The organism is Chryseobacterium viscerum, assembly GCF_025949665.1.
Lineage (GTDB): Bacteria > Bacteroidota > Bacteroidia > Flavobacteriales > Weeksellaceae > Chryseobacterium > Chryseobacterium viscerum_A.
This window is the reverse complement of the sequence record NZ_JAPDFT010000001.1, coordinates 93,912-108,689: the sequence shown is the minus strand read 5'-3', so window position 1 is coordinate 108,689 and position 14,778 is coordinate 93,912. Positions and strand designations below refer to the sequence as shown.

Annotated in this window: 17 protein-coding genes; 16 read left to right on the top strand and 1 reads right to left on the bottom strand. The window is 33.4% G+C overall.

Going from position 1 to position 14,778, the window contains the following annotated elements; translation table 11 throughout:
* The first annotated feature begins 65 nt into the window (after window positions 1-65).
* The 7 genes from groL (at window position 66) to OL225_RS00570 (ending at window position 7,572) form a co-directional block, all read left to right on the top strand.
* Window positions 66-1,691 carry a chaperonin GroEL gene (gene groL, locus OL225_RS00600; RefSeq protein WP_264516945.1) on the top strand — a complete coding sequence of 542 codons (1,626 nt, stop codon included), beginning with the start codon at window positions 66-68 and terminating at the stop codon, window positions 1,689-1,691.
* Between the two features lie 116 nt (window positions 1,692-1,807).
* On the top strand, window positions 1,808-2,674 hold the full coding sequence (locus tag OL225_RS00595; protein ID WP_264516944.1) for an alpha/beta hydrolase family protein: 867 nt from the start codon (window positions 1,808-1,810) through the stop codon (window positions 2,672-2,674).
* Window positions 2,675-2,933: 259 nt separating this feature from the next.
* Window positions 2,934-3,890, top strand: a complete 957-nt coding sequence (locus tag OL225_RS00590; protein WP_264516943.1) for a hypothetical protein — start codon at window positions 2,934-2,936, stop codon at window positions 3,888-3,890.
* Between the two features lie 594 nt (window positions 3,891-4,484).
* Window positions 4,485-4,706: a hypothetical protein gene (locus OL225_RS00585; RefSeq protein WP_264516942.1), complete on the top strand. Its 222-nt coding sequence runs from the start codon at window positions 4,485-4,487 to the stop codon at window positions 4,704-4,706.
* Window positions 4,707-4,875: 169 nt separating this feature from the next.
* Window positions 4,876-5,199: a hypothetical protein gene (locus OL225_RS00580; RefSeq protein WP_264516941.1), complete on the top strand. Its 324-nt coding sequence runs from the start codon at window positions 4,876-4,878 to the stop codon at window positions 5,197-5,199.
* Between the two features lie 346 nt (window positions 5,200-5,545).
* Entirely contained in the window at window positions 5,546-6,394 is an 849-nt protein-coding gene (locus tag OL225_RS00575; protein WP_264516940.1) for a toll/interleukin-1 receptor domain-containing protein, read from the top strand.
* An 83-nt stretch (window positions 6,395-6,477) separates the two neighbouring features.
* Window positions 6,478-7,572 carry a hypothetical protein gene (locus OL225_RS00570; RefSeq protein WP_264516939.1) on the top strand — a complete coding sequence of 365 codons (1,095 nt, stop codon included), beginning with the start codon at window positions 6,478-6,480 and terminating at the stop codon, window positions 7,570-7,572.
* 96 nt (window positions 7,573-7,668) lie between these two features.
* Here OL225_RS00570 and OL225_RS00565 read toward each other — a convergent pair whose 3' ends face one another.
* Window positions 7,669-7,956: a helix-turn-helix domain-containing protein gene (locus OL225_RS00565; protein WP_264516938.1), complete on the bottom strand. Its 288-nt coding sequence runs from the start codon at window positions 7,954-7,956 to the stop codon at window positions 7,669-7,671.
* Window positions 7,957-8,464: 508 nt separating this feature from the next.
* Here OL225_RS00565 and OL225_RS00560 point away from each other — a divergent pair.
* The 9 genes from OL225_RS00560 (at window position 8,465) to OL225_RS00520 (ending at window position 14,771) form a co-directional block, all read left to right on the top strand.
* Complete coding sequence (locus OL225_RS00560) at window positions 8,465-8,989, top strand: hypothetical protein (protein ID WP_264516937.1); 525 nt, start codon at window positions 8,465-8,467, stop codon at window positions 8,987-8,989.
* Between the two features lie 107 nt (window positions 8,990-9,096).
* Window positions 9,097-9,639, top strand: a complete 543-nt coding sequence (locus tag OL225_RS00555) for a hypothetical protein (RefSeq protein WP_264516936.1) — start codon at window positions 9,097-9,099, stop codon at window positions 9,637-9,639.
* Window positions 9,640-9,663: 24 nt separating this feature from the next.
* Window positions 9,664-10,113, top strand: coding sequence for a hypothetical protein (locus OL225_RS00550; RefSeq protein ID WP_264516935.1), 450 nt, complete (start codon window positions 9,664-9,666; stop codon window positions 10,111-10,113).
* A gap of 20 nt (window positions 10,114-10,133) precedes the next feature.
* The gene (locus tag OL225_RS00545) at window positions 10,134-10,718 is read left to right on the top strand and encodes a hypothetical protein (protein ID WP_264516934.1); all 585 of its coding nucleotides are present in this window, start codon (window positions 10,134-10,136) and stop codon (window positions 10,716-10,718) included.
* A 108-nt stretch (window positions 10,719-10,826) separates the two neighbouring features.
* On the top strand, window positions 10,827-11,363 hold the full coding sequence (locus tag OL225_RS00540; RefSeq protein ID WP_264516933.1) for a hypothetical protein: 537 nt from the start codon (window positions 10,827-10,829) through the stop codon (window positions 11,361-11,363).
* On the top strand, window positions 11,360-12,292 hold the full coding sequence (locus OL225_RS00535) for a Kelch repeat-containing protein (protein ID WP_264516932.1): 933 nt from the start codon (window positions 11,360-11,362) through the stop codon (window positions 12,290-12,292). The genes OL225_RS00540 and OL225_RS00535 overlap by 4 nt, the downstream gene beginning before the upstream one ends.
* Before the next feature lie 128 nt (window positions 12,293-12,420).
* A complete protein-coding gene (locus OL225_RS00530; RefSeq protein WP_264516931.1) occupies window positions 12,421-13,626 on the top strand; it encodes a T9SS C-terminal target domain-containing protein in 1,206 nt (401 codons plus the stop codon).
* A 56-nt stretch (window positions 13,627-13,682) separates the two neighbouring features.
* Window positions 13,683-14,231, top strand: a complete 549-nt coding sequence (locus OL225_RS00525) for a hypothetical protein (RefSeq protein ID WP_264516930.1) — start codon at window positions 13,683-13,685, stop codon at window positions 14,229-14,231.
* 51 nt (window positions 14,232-14,282) lie between these two features.
* Complete coding sequence (locus tag OL225_RS00520) at window positions 14,283-14,771, top strand: hypothetical protein (protein WP_264516929.1); 489 nt, start codon at window positions 14,283-14,285, stop codon at window positions 14,769-14,771.
* Window positions 14,772-14,778 lie beyond the last annotated feature (7 nt).

Sequence of the window (14,778 nt, the reverse complement as noted above, 5' to 3'; positions counted from 1 at the left end):
ATGATATTTTCAGGATACAAAATCATTAATACATTGTACAAAGTACACTAATACAATAAAAAATTATGGCAAAAGAAATAAAATTCGATATTGAATCAAGAGACGCTCTAAAGAGAGGAGTAGATGCATTGGCTAATGCAGTAAAGGTAACTTTAGGTCCTAAAGGTAGAAACGTAGTGATCGAAAAATCTTTCGGTGCTCCACACGTAACTAAGGATGGTGTGTCTGTTGCAAAAGAAATCGAACTTGAAGACAGAGTAGAAAATATGGGAGCACAAATGGTAAAAGAAGTGGCTTCCAAAACTAATGATATCGCAGGAGACGGTACAACTACCGCTACTGTATTGGCACAGGCTATCGTAAGAGAAGGTCTTAAGAACGTAGCTGCTGGTGCTAACCCAATGGATCTTAAAAGAGGAATCGACAAAGCAGTAACTGCAGTTGTTGAAAACCTGAAAACACAGTCTCAGGAGGTTGGAGATTCTACAGATAAAGTAAAGCAAGTTGCTTCTGTATCTGCTAACAATGACGAAACTATTGGTGCTTTGATCGCTGAAGCTTTCGGAAAAGTTGGAAAAGAAGGTGTAATCACTGTAGAAGAGGCTAAAGGTATCGATACAACGGTAGATGTTGTAGAAGGTATGCAGTTCGACAGAGGTTACCAGTCACCTTACTTCGTGACTAACCCTGAGAAAATGTTAGCTGAACTAGAAAACCCATATATCCTTTTAGTAGAGAAGAAAATTTCTTCAATGAAAGAATTACTTCCGGTTCTTGAGCCAATTGCACAAGGTGGTAAGTCTCTATTAATTATCTCTGAAGAAGTTGAAGGTGAAGCTTTAGCTACTTTAGTGGTAAACAAACTAAGAGGTTCTCTTAAAATTGCTGCTGTAAAAGCTCCGGGATTCGGAGACAGAAGAAAAGCAATGTTAGAAGATATCGCAATCCTTACAGGTGGACAAGTGATCTCTGAAGAGCAAGGTTTCACTATGGAAAACATCTGTTTGGATATGCTTGGAACTGCTGAGAAAGTAACGATCGACAAAGACAACACAACTGTTGTAAACGGTGGTGGTGACGAAGCGAAAATCAAAGGAAGAGTAGCTCAGATCAAAGCTCAGATGGAAACTTCTACTTCTGATTATGATAAAGAAAAACTTCAGGAAAGACTGGCTAAATTAGCTGGTGGTGTTGCTGTACTTTACGTAGGAGCAGCTTCTGAAGTGGAAATGAAAGAGAAAAAAGACAGAGTGGACGATGCATTACACGCTACGAGAGCAGCTGTAGAAGAAGGTATCGTTGCAGGTGGTGGTGTTGCTTTAGTAAGAGCAATCTCTGCTTTGGAAAACCTTACCGGAATCAATGCTGACGAAACTACAGGGATTAAAATCGTAAAAAGAGCCATTGAAGAGCCATTGAGACAAATCGTTGCTAACGCAGGTGGTGAAGGTTCTGTAATTGTTGCTAAAGTAGCAGAAGGATCAGGAGACTTCGGATACAATGCGAAAACTGACGAGTATGTTCACATGCTTGAAGCAGGTATCATTGACCCAACTAAAGTAACAAGAGTTGCCCTTGAAAATGCAGCTTCTGTATCTGGAATGCTTCTTACTACGGAGTGTGTAATCACTGAAATTAAGAGTGCAGAACCAGCTATGCCAATGGGTGGTGGAATGCCAGGAATGATGTAGTCTTAACTACCATATATAAATTAAAACCGTTCTATAAAAATAGAGCGGTTTTTTGTATTATATTTGATAACTAACCATGATCTATGAAAATCAGCTTTTTTTCTAATTTATATATTTTGCTATTATTAATAGCTTTGCCAGAAATGGTATTTTCACAATCCGCAGATTTTACCATTCAGGATGTAAAGTTTGAAAGTCAGGGTATCACTCTGGCAGGCTCCATTTTAGAGCCTAAAAAACCGGTTGCAGCAGTCGTAATTGTTCACGGATCCGATCCGGTAAAAAGAGAACTGGAATTTGCAAAACGTCTTGCTAAAGAAGGCATTGCTGTATTCACCTATGATAAACGCGGAGTTGGAGAATCCGGAGGTGTGTATGTAGGACCATCTGTTGGCACGAATAATATTGACACTACTAATCTTAATTTATTGGCTCAGGACGCCAATGCAGCCGTAACAACATTTCGAACCTATTTGAAAGATAAAAAAACACCCATTGGATTAGTCGGATTCAGTCAGGCAGGATGGATCATCCCGATGGCAGTAAGCAAAAATCCACAAATTGAATTTATGGTTTTATTTAGTTGTCCTACCATTACCACTCTGGAACAGCTTCGATTTCAGTTTTATACTAATGGAAACAATAGTTTTTGGGAAAATCATACAGAAGCAGATGCCATTGAGCATACTAAAAATGATCCGGACAAATATCAATTTGTGGCCACCGACCCCAAAAACTATCTGAAGTCCCTTTCAATTCCCGGGCTTTGGCTTTTTGGTGAAAAAGACATACAGATTCCGGTAAAGTTGTGTATAGAACAATTGAACACGCTTAAAGCGCAAGGCAAGCCTTTCGAATATACTTCTTTTCCTAAGCTGGGACACAATACTTCCTCCAGCAATGATACAGCCCCTGTAGATACTGCTGTACAATGGATACAACAGAAAGCATTGAATAGTAAAAAATCTAAAGCTTCAAAATAAGGCATATATAAACATGCTTGAAGCAGATCCCTTCGTTACCGTGCGATTGTATCGTGTGGCTTGGGCTTTTAGATTATATCATTGGGAGTTTAATTTATAATATTTAAACCACACGAAAGAATTCGTGCGGGAGCAGGGGAAATAGTACATTTATATTTTACATTTAATGATTAATAAATAGATGGCTAAAACCAAAACAACATTAGCGTAATGCATAAATTTGGATGTTGTACGATATTTTGACCGAAAAAAAAGAAAAATGAAAAACATATTAATTTTTGCTCTAATTTTTAATGTTTTATCTTGTAAAGCTCAAGAATTTGAAAAATTATCTGTTTCAAAAACAGATGATGCTGAACTGTACATTAATGATGATGATTCTACAGAATTATTTTATTATAAATATGTACCAAAAAGTAGTATTAAAGGTGTTTTAGTAATTATTCCTTCTGGTGGAGAACTCGTTGAAAATACATTAAAACAAATAAGTCTGCCAAAAATAGCAGTTGAAAAAGGAATTATGGTCATTGTTCCATCAATCAATTGGGGAACAGATAATCGAGAAGCAGAATTCAAATTACTTGATAAAATTTTCAGTGAAATTGTCGCAAAGCATAAAGTACCGAAAGATAAATTCATAATCGGAGGCCTTTCAAGTGGCGCAATGATTTCTTTAACTTACGCTGAAAAGGCAACTAAAAATCCGGAAAAGTTTTTTCTAATACCAAAAGGAGTTTTTGCCTTAGACGCACCTTTAGACCAGGCAAGATTTTATAAATATTGCGAAAGAGAAATCGAAAGAAATATTTATAAACCGGCAGTAGATGAAGCACAATGGATAAAGAATAATTGGGACAGTATTTATGGAGGATCTCCAGATAAATTCCCAGAAAAATATCTGGAAAATTCTATTTATTCTTATGGAGCAAAAGATGGCGGAAATGCAAAGTATTTAAAAAAAATGCCTCTTTTAATGTTTACTGATTTGGATACAGATTGGTTAATTGATCAAAGACATCGTGACTTACATGATTGGAATGGAATTGATATCATCTCAATGATAAACCAATTAAAAATAATGGGAAATGAAAACGCTAGAGTAATAGTTAGTCAAGGAAAAGGAGTTCGGCTAGACGGAACGAAAAATCCACATTCTTGGTCAATTATGGATTCCGAAGTTTGCCTGAATTGGCTACTAGAAACATTGGAAAAATAAAACATCGCACAACAGGCGTTTGGCAAGATTGCGAATTTTGTAGCAAATTCATGTTTACAGTTCGCAACCTCCTCGCTACCGCACGATTGTATCGTGTGGCTTTGGCTTTTAGATAATAGCTAATTTATTTAAACCACACGAAAGGATTCGTGCGGTAGCGGGGTAGAATGCCAGGAATGATGTAATAGCAAGTCGCTAAGACAAATTTAATATATAAACCGCTCTACTCTTTGTAGAGCGGTTTTTTTATCTGTAAGTTTTAGACAAAAGTACCTGGATTGGTGTCCTTGTCAAGGTTTAAAACCTTGACAAGGATATGCAACAAAAGTAACAAGAGTTACCCTTGAAAATACAGCTTCTTTTCTGGAATGCTTTTAACAACTGAATGTGTTATCAATGAAATGAAGAGCGCTGAACCAGCTATGCCAATGGTGGTGGAATGCCAGGAATGATGTAATAGCGAGTCGCTAAGACAAATTTAATATATAAACCGTTCTGCTTTTGTAGGACGGTTTTTTAAATTATGGTTTTCCGTAAGAAAGTATTGTTTAAATATTTTAACTTAGGAGAAAGCATTTAAACAACTAAATAAATATGAGTGAATTAGACTACAATTCAATAAAAAGAAAAATTGAAAATGAATCATGTTCCGAACACAACAAACATCCTCAATTTATCAAAACATCTAAAGGCTTTGAAATAAAAGCTTGTTGTGAAAACTTCAGAAGTAAATTAGTTGAGAAATCAAAAAAAATAATTGAGGAAGAAACAAAAAAAACAATAGAAAATATGATGAAGAATATTTTCAAAAAATAACCCTCGCTGCCATACGATTGTATCGTGTGGTTTTGGTTTTTAGATTATATATAAGATTTAATTTACTCCCTACACGAAAGGATTCGTGCGGGGGAGTAAATTCATAAATTTTTAGTTCCAATTAAGCTATATTTTAAACTCTTTTATTATATTAGTAAAAACTAATTTTATGAGTAATTCAATTTTAAAAAGCTTTGAAGTCTTTAATACGGAAGCCTTAACTTTCGTTCATGAAGCATATTTAGAGTTTATGACATTTGCTGATAATAGTTCAGACAGTGAAAAATTATCTAAAATGCTTGTTGTAATTGGGAAAACATTACAACAAGAACTACAAATTGTATTTAAACCTCTGGATTCACCTGGACAACCTCCCGAGATTAAAGAACACTATAAAAATGTCGATTTCGATAAAATGATTATGTCTTATACGGATTACTTTATTAAGATATGTTCTGCGTATCTTAATAAGATAGGTAAATCATTTAGCTAGTTTTTAAGATTTTTCATTTAACTGTACAAAAAATTTAAGTTGATTACTTCCAACTAAACAAATTGTAAAATTTGGAGAATCAAAGGAATTATATAGCCTTAATGACTATAAATAAAAACCTCGTTCTATAAAAATAGAATGGGGTTTTATATGGATTATGGTTTCCCATAAGGAAATTTCATTTTGATTTTTTAATTTGATCAAAATTTATAATAAAAAACAAAAGTCGATTTAAATATTTCAACACAAAATGTATATTTAATAAAACCCAAACCACATTTACGTAATTATTTATTGGCGCAATGTGTAAATTTTGGATGTTAGTCATAATTTCAAAACTAAGATAATGGATAAACAATGGGATGTTTTCATTTCGCATTCAAGTGAAGATAAAAACGATTTTGTAAGAATTTTAGCTGAAAAACTTTTAAAACTTGATGTGAAAGTCTGGTACGATGAATTTACTTTAACATTTGGTGATAGTTTAACTAAATCCATTGATTATGGATTATCAAAATCAGATTTTGGAGTGGTTGTAATTTCGAATAATTTTCTCAATAAAAAATGGACAGATTATGAATATCAATCATTAATTTCAAAAGAAGAGCATGGAAAAAAATCAATCCTTCCAATCTGGCATAATATTTCTAGAGAGGAAGTAAAAAATTATTCTTTATATCTTGCAGATAAACTTGCATTAACAACTGAAAAAAATTCTATTGACAAAATAGCTCTTGAAATTTGTAAAATAGTTAGGCCAGATATTATTCAAAATATTAAAGGCTATATGTTAATGACAGAAATTCTAAGAGATGCGAAACCTGTTGAAATTAGCCGCGATCAAATTAAAATGAAAACGAAATCTCAAAGTAAACTTTCTAAATCATTAATTTGTCGAGCAAAAAATATTCATTTAGGAATTGGAAGACACACAAAATTAACTTTTGAGCAAAGTATCTACAATTACGAATTAGATTTAAAACCAGATTATGAAATACAATCTTGGGAAATGATGAATGCAAGTTATTTAGAATTTATTGAAAAATATAAGGTTAGTGATGAACATATCAAATATGACATTTTTAGAATTCTTTTAGGGTTTTCAGTAGGTAATGTTCCAACAAAATCCTTCCTTTCTGAAGAAGAGCTTTTTGATTTATCAAATATATGGACATCAAACGCGTATGAATATTAAGAACTATACCTAACACTGTATTCGCAAAATGTGAGGGTAAACACAAAATTCAACATTTGTAAAAACTATAAAACAATAACAAAATGAAAGCAGGAAATATAAAAGGGGCATTACTTGAATATATTATTCGACAATTATTGAAAAATTGCGGATTTACAAATGTCAGAGCTGATAATTTATTTTCATTTGAAAGAGGCGGACTTTTCTTCATAAATGGAAAAGGTGCAGCGCATGATGCAGACATAATAATGAACCCTCCTATTCAAATGCCATTTGCTTATCCAACCCAACTACTATTTGAATGTAAAGCTTATGGGTCAATTGCAAATCTGCCATTTGTAAGGAATGCAATTGGCTTAAGAAATGATTTGAATGATTTTGAAATTGTAACTAGAGACAGTATTCTTAAAAGGCAAAATAATAGACGAGCAGCCTATGCGATTGATACAAGAACGAGATTTTTATATCAAGTAGGCGTTGCTTCTGTAAATGACTTTAGTAAACCAGCTGTAGAGTTCGCATCTAACAATAAAATTCCATTGCTTTCACTTAGTTGGTTTTTAAGTGCAAATACAATTCGGGACTTTAATAGAATTGACCAACCATTAATTGATAGTTTTCAGACTGAAGAGGTTCAAAATCTATATGATTTTTTAAAGGATAGAGAAGGAGACCTACACGCTGAAAAGTACAACAGAGCTTATAACTTGTTGGTAGATGACAACATTATTGGTGATATTGTAACATTTTCAAATACAGTTTTAAGATATTCTTATGTTGGTTTGTTGGAAACTGGCGATATGATTTTTTTATTTTCAAGAACAAGGACAGAAGAAAACATTCTAAACAGCCAAAATAATTACGGAACATTTTCTACGTTAAAAGCGGAAATTCATTGGAATGGAGACAGTGCGAATGTTTGGAGACTTACTGTTTACAATCCACGAGATAGGAGGCAATCAACTGACTTCGACTTCTATATTCCTAAAAGAATATTTAGTCATTGGAAGTCATTCAACTTAGACAAATCAGTTGCTCTTGATATAAAGCAGGAGTTCTTCTCTAAGATTTTTGTTTTTAACCAAAGAAATAATCCAGAAGCTCCTTTTACAATAATTAATATTGACAGAGAATGGTTAGAAGAAGCTAGACAAAGATTAGTTGAAGATAATGAATAAACCCAACTGGTAACATCATATTAACAAATGCTCATCAGCTCCAATACGTAATATGTTATTTTATAATAGAATAACAAAGACAAATCCCAGCTATCGCTAGGATTTTCTCTTTATTTCTATTTCTCTTACAAATTCATATTTCTCTTCCAAAATTGGTTGCTCTGGCCAGAAGTCTCTTGGAGAGCATCCCAAAGCTTTAGATATTAAGTTTAGGCTTTTAATATTGTATTTTGCAGTTTTGGAATGCGCTTCAATATCTGAAATATAGCTCGTACTCTTACCAATAGCCAAAGAAAGTGAAGTTTGGCTAATACCTCTCTGTTCTCTTATTTCTTTCACTTTTGAAATTATATATCGCTCTATTTCGTCTAAAGAATCATGCATAATGACAAAGTGAACCAAAAACAAAATAAAAAACTAAGGACTATAGTCCTGTATATTAAAAATATTATTATATTTGGAAAAGATTACTCATTAGAGTAATTTTGCGATACTTCAAAGAAATATAGAAGCTATTGCTTAGAACCTTGCTTTTGAAAACTGGTATTTTTATGCACGCAAGATGATAAGCAGGAAGCTCACGACCTAGGCGTGAGCTCTCTTATCTGTGTGCAGGGTATACCAGTACCTCAAAAGCGGATATTGTAGAGTCTCATGCCGTTTTTATTTTCATGCTGTTCTGCTTTTCTACAATCATCTTTTTCTAAGCCTGCTTTACCACATAAAGTATCATGACACGGTACAATGGGATGTACAATCCATTGCGGCTTTCGGGCTTTTAGAAAACATAAATTCTATCATATTCATTCGGCTTGTATAGACAGGAAGTTCAGATATTTCAGGACTTACTTCTTTACTGCCCGCAGAATCGTACAATAAAAAATACACACTCATGAAAAAAAACAGAACAGAAATTCAATCCCGGCTTGGGAAAGGCCGGAAGAAGCATTACGGCATACAGCTAATGAAAACATTTTTTCAGCTCAATGATCTGGTAGCATCCAAAGAGTTGTTAAACAGCATTATGAGCTATGCCCTTAAAAGAAATAGCTGGATAAAAGAAGATCCGTCCGTCATTTATCATTTTCATCAGGCGATGCGTTCATTCATCCGTGCAGGTTACTTCATAGCGATAAAGGAAAAGAAAGGGTTCGTCAATACTCCGTTGGAAGAAGTCTCTCCACTAGTTCTTGGCTTGCTTTCTGAGAAGGAATACCAAAATCCTCTGTTGGTCTTCAAAAAAGCATTCAGAGAATACAGCATAAATGAGTTTGATTACTTTATATCCGGAATGGCCTATTTCTCACTTGGCGTATACAACAACCTTCCGGAAAGGAATATGATAAACCCGTACATCCATCTGATCAAAATGCTGGATGCAGCGTATCTTCTTCTTGAAAGGAGAAGGAAGAAATAAAAGTGGAAATTCCGGGCTCAAACAACATTATCATCATAGTATATAATTTATATTATTACAATATGTAAATTTGAGCCTTACTAAACACTCAACATACTGTTATCAAAATGAAATTAAACTTTAAACTTTTTTCCATCTTCATTCTTTTTCTGGTTTCAACCTCTTCTTTTGCACAAAAGAAGACTCCTTTTCAAATCAATGGAGAATTATTTGAGATTCCTGGAAAATGGGAATATAAAAACCAACTTAAACAATCCGGACAATTTCACTTAAGCAATAAAGACGAAAAAATAAATTTGCTGATTTCAGTAAGAAAACCTGAAAAATTTGAATTTTATAAAGAAGGCTTAACAGAAAAAGAATTGCTGAATGCTTTTTACAAATGGGAATATGATTACTGGGCCTCTTCAACCGGAGTGAAAGCTGAAGTTTCCGAAGTAAAGCGAAACGAAGAAAAAAATTATATTATCTGGAAAATTATCCTAAAAGATAAATCTCAGGATGTTAGTAAGGACAAGACTTCCTATTTACTATATGCCGTAAGAAATAACAATCTGATCTCATTCAATTTAACAAATAATACAGATAAGAAGAATCCATTAACTGAAACGGAATCAGTGGAACTCCTTGAACAAGCCTATTTGAAATAAAAACAAAACTAATAACCTCCCTTCATGAAATTCTATACTTTAATCGTAGGAATACTCTTACTGTTTTCCGGCTGCGAAAAAAATAACCAATACCGCGTCGGCCAGAAATGGAATTATAAAACCCGTCCCGCAGAGAAAAACTCCATTCTTAAAATTTTAAAGATTGAAGGATATCCTGAAACCGGAAAAGTAATTCATATCTCCATCAGTGATTTGAAGATGAAAAACCCTGCCAGCCCTACAGGTTTTGCAGAATACATCAGCCATATTCCCATATCAGAAGAAGCTTTGGACAAAAGTGTCATCAATCTGAAAAAGGTGACCTACAAAAAAACAGATTCTCTTGAAATGGACGGATATTTTTACTGGAAAAAAGAATTCGATAAAGGAAATGCCGGGATATTTACTATTCCTGTTTCCGAGATTGTAAGTACAATGGAAAAATCTATTGTTGCAGGGGATTATACTAAGTAAAATTTTACATATTTTCATCGATGCAATACTTTACACTGCTACTATTTTGTCTTGTACTTCTATTTTCCTGTGGTAAGAAAAATAATGCCCACAAAACTGAAAAGCCTAAGGCTGTTCTGATAAAAATAGGATACTATCCCACCTTTCATCTTCCTGCTGAAACCATCTTAAATTTCACTGACAAATATTTGATTTTTTACAGCCCGGTTTCCTATAATCCTCCACCTCCACCACCTCCAAAAGAAAATGGAGAAGAAAGGAGCGCTGAAGAAAAGAAGGAACATCTTGAATATCTTAATGAAAGGCCGGAACTGCAGCCTTTTAAAATTAAGCTGTCACAAAATGATATCGAAAGAATTCAGCGAATATCAGAGTCCTTTACATCAGAAGATTTTAATGATAAGGATTTAAAACCTGCCACCGATGGGATGTCAACAAACATTATCATTGTATACTCCAATGGAAAATTAGTTCAAATCAACCCTATGAACGCTCCCAACGAAAAACAAAGAGCGTTATACGGAGAGATTTTAGATCTCCTCATTGAAAAGAATACGAATAAGAATAATGCTGTTATTTTACAAAAAATAAAAGGATATCACTGATGATTTTCTACCTCTGCTACGCAGAGTTTTCTGACTTTATTACTTCTTTAAAAATGATCTCACTTTAATATTTTAACTTAGCAAAATTCAATTGAGTAAAAACATAACATGGTAAAATCAAAAATAAACTTTGAATCATTTTTAATTATTCATTTCTTAACCTTCATACTATCTCTGGTTTTTTCAATCATTATTTACTCTAATGTGAAAGGACTAATAAGCGCCTTCAATATAATGATCATATTAAAAACAGCTTTTCTATTAGGTGCTTTATTTTTTATATGGACTTTCTTTTATAAAATTCATACGAAGATTATAATCACTAAAGAAGATATTACATTTCAAAAAATATTTAACTGTAAAAAATACAATTTCAACGATCTAGAATATTTCTTTGAAAAACAGGAATTTGCAAAGCATAGGAAATATAACACATTGTTTCTTGTGAAAGAAAATAAAATTATTGAAAGGATTTCAGGCTTTGAATATTCAAATTATGAAGAATTAAAAAGCAAAATTAAAATATCTGAATCCAAAAATACAGAAATATATTTTTATGATTTAATAAAAGTATTGATAGGGTTGAATCCTAAAGTCAGAGCAAAGAACCATAAAAAAACAAACACTAAAACTTACTACCATTGAAAACAAAATTATTATTCCTGTCATTTTTGGGCTCATTGCTGGCCCATGCACAAACGCTTCATTTTCAAAAGCTCGCCGGTATGTCAGCAGGCAGAGGGGCCATAGCAAGTGTAATAGTGCATGATAATATTTATGTGTCCAATGGCTATACAGCAGATAACGAAGTCAATTATATTGAGAAATATAATATTACCGATAACAGTTGGAGTATTCTCAATACTACTCTAAGTCCCAAAAGATTTGCTAATTCGGAGGCTTACAATAATAAGATCTATATTTTTAACGGTTTGGGAAACTGTCATCTTGAAATTGTAGATCTTGAAACCAATACCGTAACCGAAGGAGCAATTAATCCTTATTATGCCGGCGGTTCCGGTTCTGTCATATATAATGGTAAAATATATGTGTTTGGAGGCAGCGGATTAAACGGGGCCCCTATATATTCTGATAAATTTCAGTATTACGATATTGCTTCAGATACCTGGCATTCATTACCGGATATGCCCATAGCCAAAGAAACAAAAGGTAAGGTTGTTAATAATAAACTGTACGTCATTGGTGGTTTTAACGAAAATTCTTCTAATCTGATAGATGTTTACGACCTTAACACGAATCGTTGGACCAATCAATATAAAATGCCTGTTGGGATATCCGGGCATTCATTAGCAGTAGCCGATAATAAGATTTTCATTGTAGGTGATTACAGTAATCAGGATTTTCTGGCCTATTTTGATACTACTACCCATAAATTCTATCAGTTATCATCCGATATGATTCCCAGAAGACACGCAGCAGCAGAAGTATATAACAATAGATTATACATCATCGGTGGAAATACAACCACTCTTCCTTCTTCCTCTATTAAAAGCACACAAGTGGCGGAGATTAATGAAATAATGTTCAATTTGAATATCCCGCTATCTCCATAGACGAGAAAACCATCAGTAAACGTTTTGCTTACCCCTCCGCAAAGCCGGGAGACTTTGCGCCATCAAAAAATAAAATCCGGAGTCTCCCACTTCAGATTCAGCTTTTACATATATTTGTTTCTATAAATATGCAAAACAAACACTTAACCTTAACGCCATTGAAAACAAAATTATTATTCCTTTCATTGTTGGGTTCAATGCTAATCCATGCACAAACGCTTCAATTTAAAACTCTCGCCAATATGTCCGTGGGCAGAGGAGCCACAACCAGTGTAATCGTGAATGATAATATATATGTAAGCAATGGATATCAGGAAAACAGCGGTAACGCAAACTATATTGAAAAATATAATATTACTGACAATAAATGGAGTGTTTTCAATTCTTCTCTGCTTTCTAAAAAATTTGCTAATTCGGAGACTTACGATAATAAAGTTTATATTTTTAACGGTTGGGGAAACAGCCATCTTGAAATTGTAGACCTTGAAACCCAGAAGGTAACGAAAGGAGCTGTTAACCGTTCCTATACTGGAAATGCAGGCTCTGCCATCCATAATGGAAAAATATATGTATTTGGGGGCAGCGGATTAAATGGAGCCAAAAACACTGTATTTTCTAATAGATTCCAGTATTATGATATTGCTTCCAATACATGGCATCCATTAGCGGATATGCCCACAGCCAGAGAAACAAAGGGCAAAATTGTGAATGATAAATTGTATGTCATTGGTGGTTTTAATGGTACCTCATCCCGACTGATCAATGTCTACGACCTCAACACTAATCGGTGGACCAATCAATACACAATGCCTGCTGGAATATCCGGACATTCATTAGCCGTATCCGGTGATAAGATTTTTATTGCAGGAGGATATAATAATCAGACTTTTCTGGCCTATTTTGATACGACAACCAATAAATTCCATCAGTTATCCTCCAATATGATTCCCAGAAGACACGCTACAGCAGAGGTATATAACAATAAATTATATATCATCGGCGGAAGTACAGCGTCCTCAACCAAATCAGCGATTAAAAGCTTACAAGCAGCTGATATTACCGAGAGTGCCCTCTCTTCAAATACAGCCAATGAAGATCGTGAAACCAAAACAAGAATGTATACCAATGCGCAAAAGGACTGTTTTATCATCAGCAATAAAAATAACAGCAATCAATTTGGATTTACCGTTTACTCCTTAGATGGAAAGGAAATAAGCAAAGGTTTTGCTTACTATAATAAAACGATAGATTTATCCAGAGTAAAGCCCGGAAACTATATTTTTAGTTTTAAAAATGAGAAAGAAGTTTTACAGCAGATTAAAATTTTCAGATAGCAATCTATATTCACAGGATACAAAAGAAAATTAAGTACACAGAAACAAAACAATTGATGATAGACGAAATTTTAGTACAAAAAATGATTGAAGATGAAATTCATCCTGATTATACCATCTTCAGATATTATGAAACAGAGCCTTATATTTTTATTTTCTGGAAGCATAAAAAATATGATAAAGATGATGAAAGAGGAAAATTAATTGGAGTTGGACCTATTGTTTTTGATAAAGCACAGAAGAATTATACCATCTTGGGTTCCGGATCAAACAATAAGCATTATTACAAACATTTGCCAGACAATCTTTTTGATGAATACAGAATCATCAATACTTTTGAAAGTATTAAAGCTGGAATTGTAAGGAGAAAGTATGTAAATACTGATGATGTTGACAGATTATGTCAGATTATAACTAATGGCTGGGCCAGTGTTGATTTTGACATGCATTATCCTAAAGATTATGATGTAGAAACTCATATTATTGCTGTTTTGAAAAACAAAGAACAACAAGATACCATCATCAATTTCTGGAATGAAATAGATCACCAATATAAAACACTGAGTGACACAGAAATATTACTTTGGAAAACAAAAGACGAATAAAAAATTATAAACCTACTAAAGTTGTTTATACAAAATAAAATACTGATTGTATTGATCCTCATTTTGTTGATGGGATGTAAAAAGCAAGAATTCGATGAATTTGATTTTTCCTATGGCAATACTTTTGAAACAGATTTCTCAATAAAATTCAGCAATAAAAATGATTCAATTTTTTTGTATGAAAATTGGGCTCCGGAAAACAACCAGTTACCAAGAAGTAAAACCAGCTACATTTCAGCCCTGAATAAAAGTCAAAAATTAAAACTGGATAGCTTTATTTCGAATATAGACTTCAAAAGTTTAGACACCCTATATTTTGAAAAGTATCAGGATGGGGAATATTACAATTTCTTTATTAAAAAAGGTAAAATCAGGAAAACTATAAAAGTTCATAGTCATGATGCACCCCAATCATTAAGTAGCTTTGCCCATTGGATCTATAAAACAAAAAAATCTTTACAATTAACCGAAACACCAAGAAGTTTTGAGTTTAAAAGCCAAAATTTTTATATTAAACCTCCAACTACATCCGAAGAGTAAAATTTAA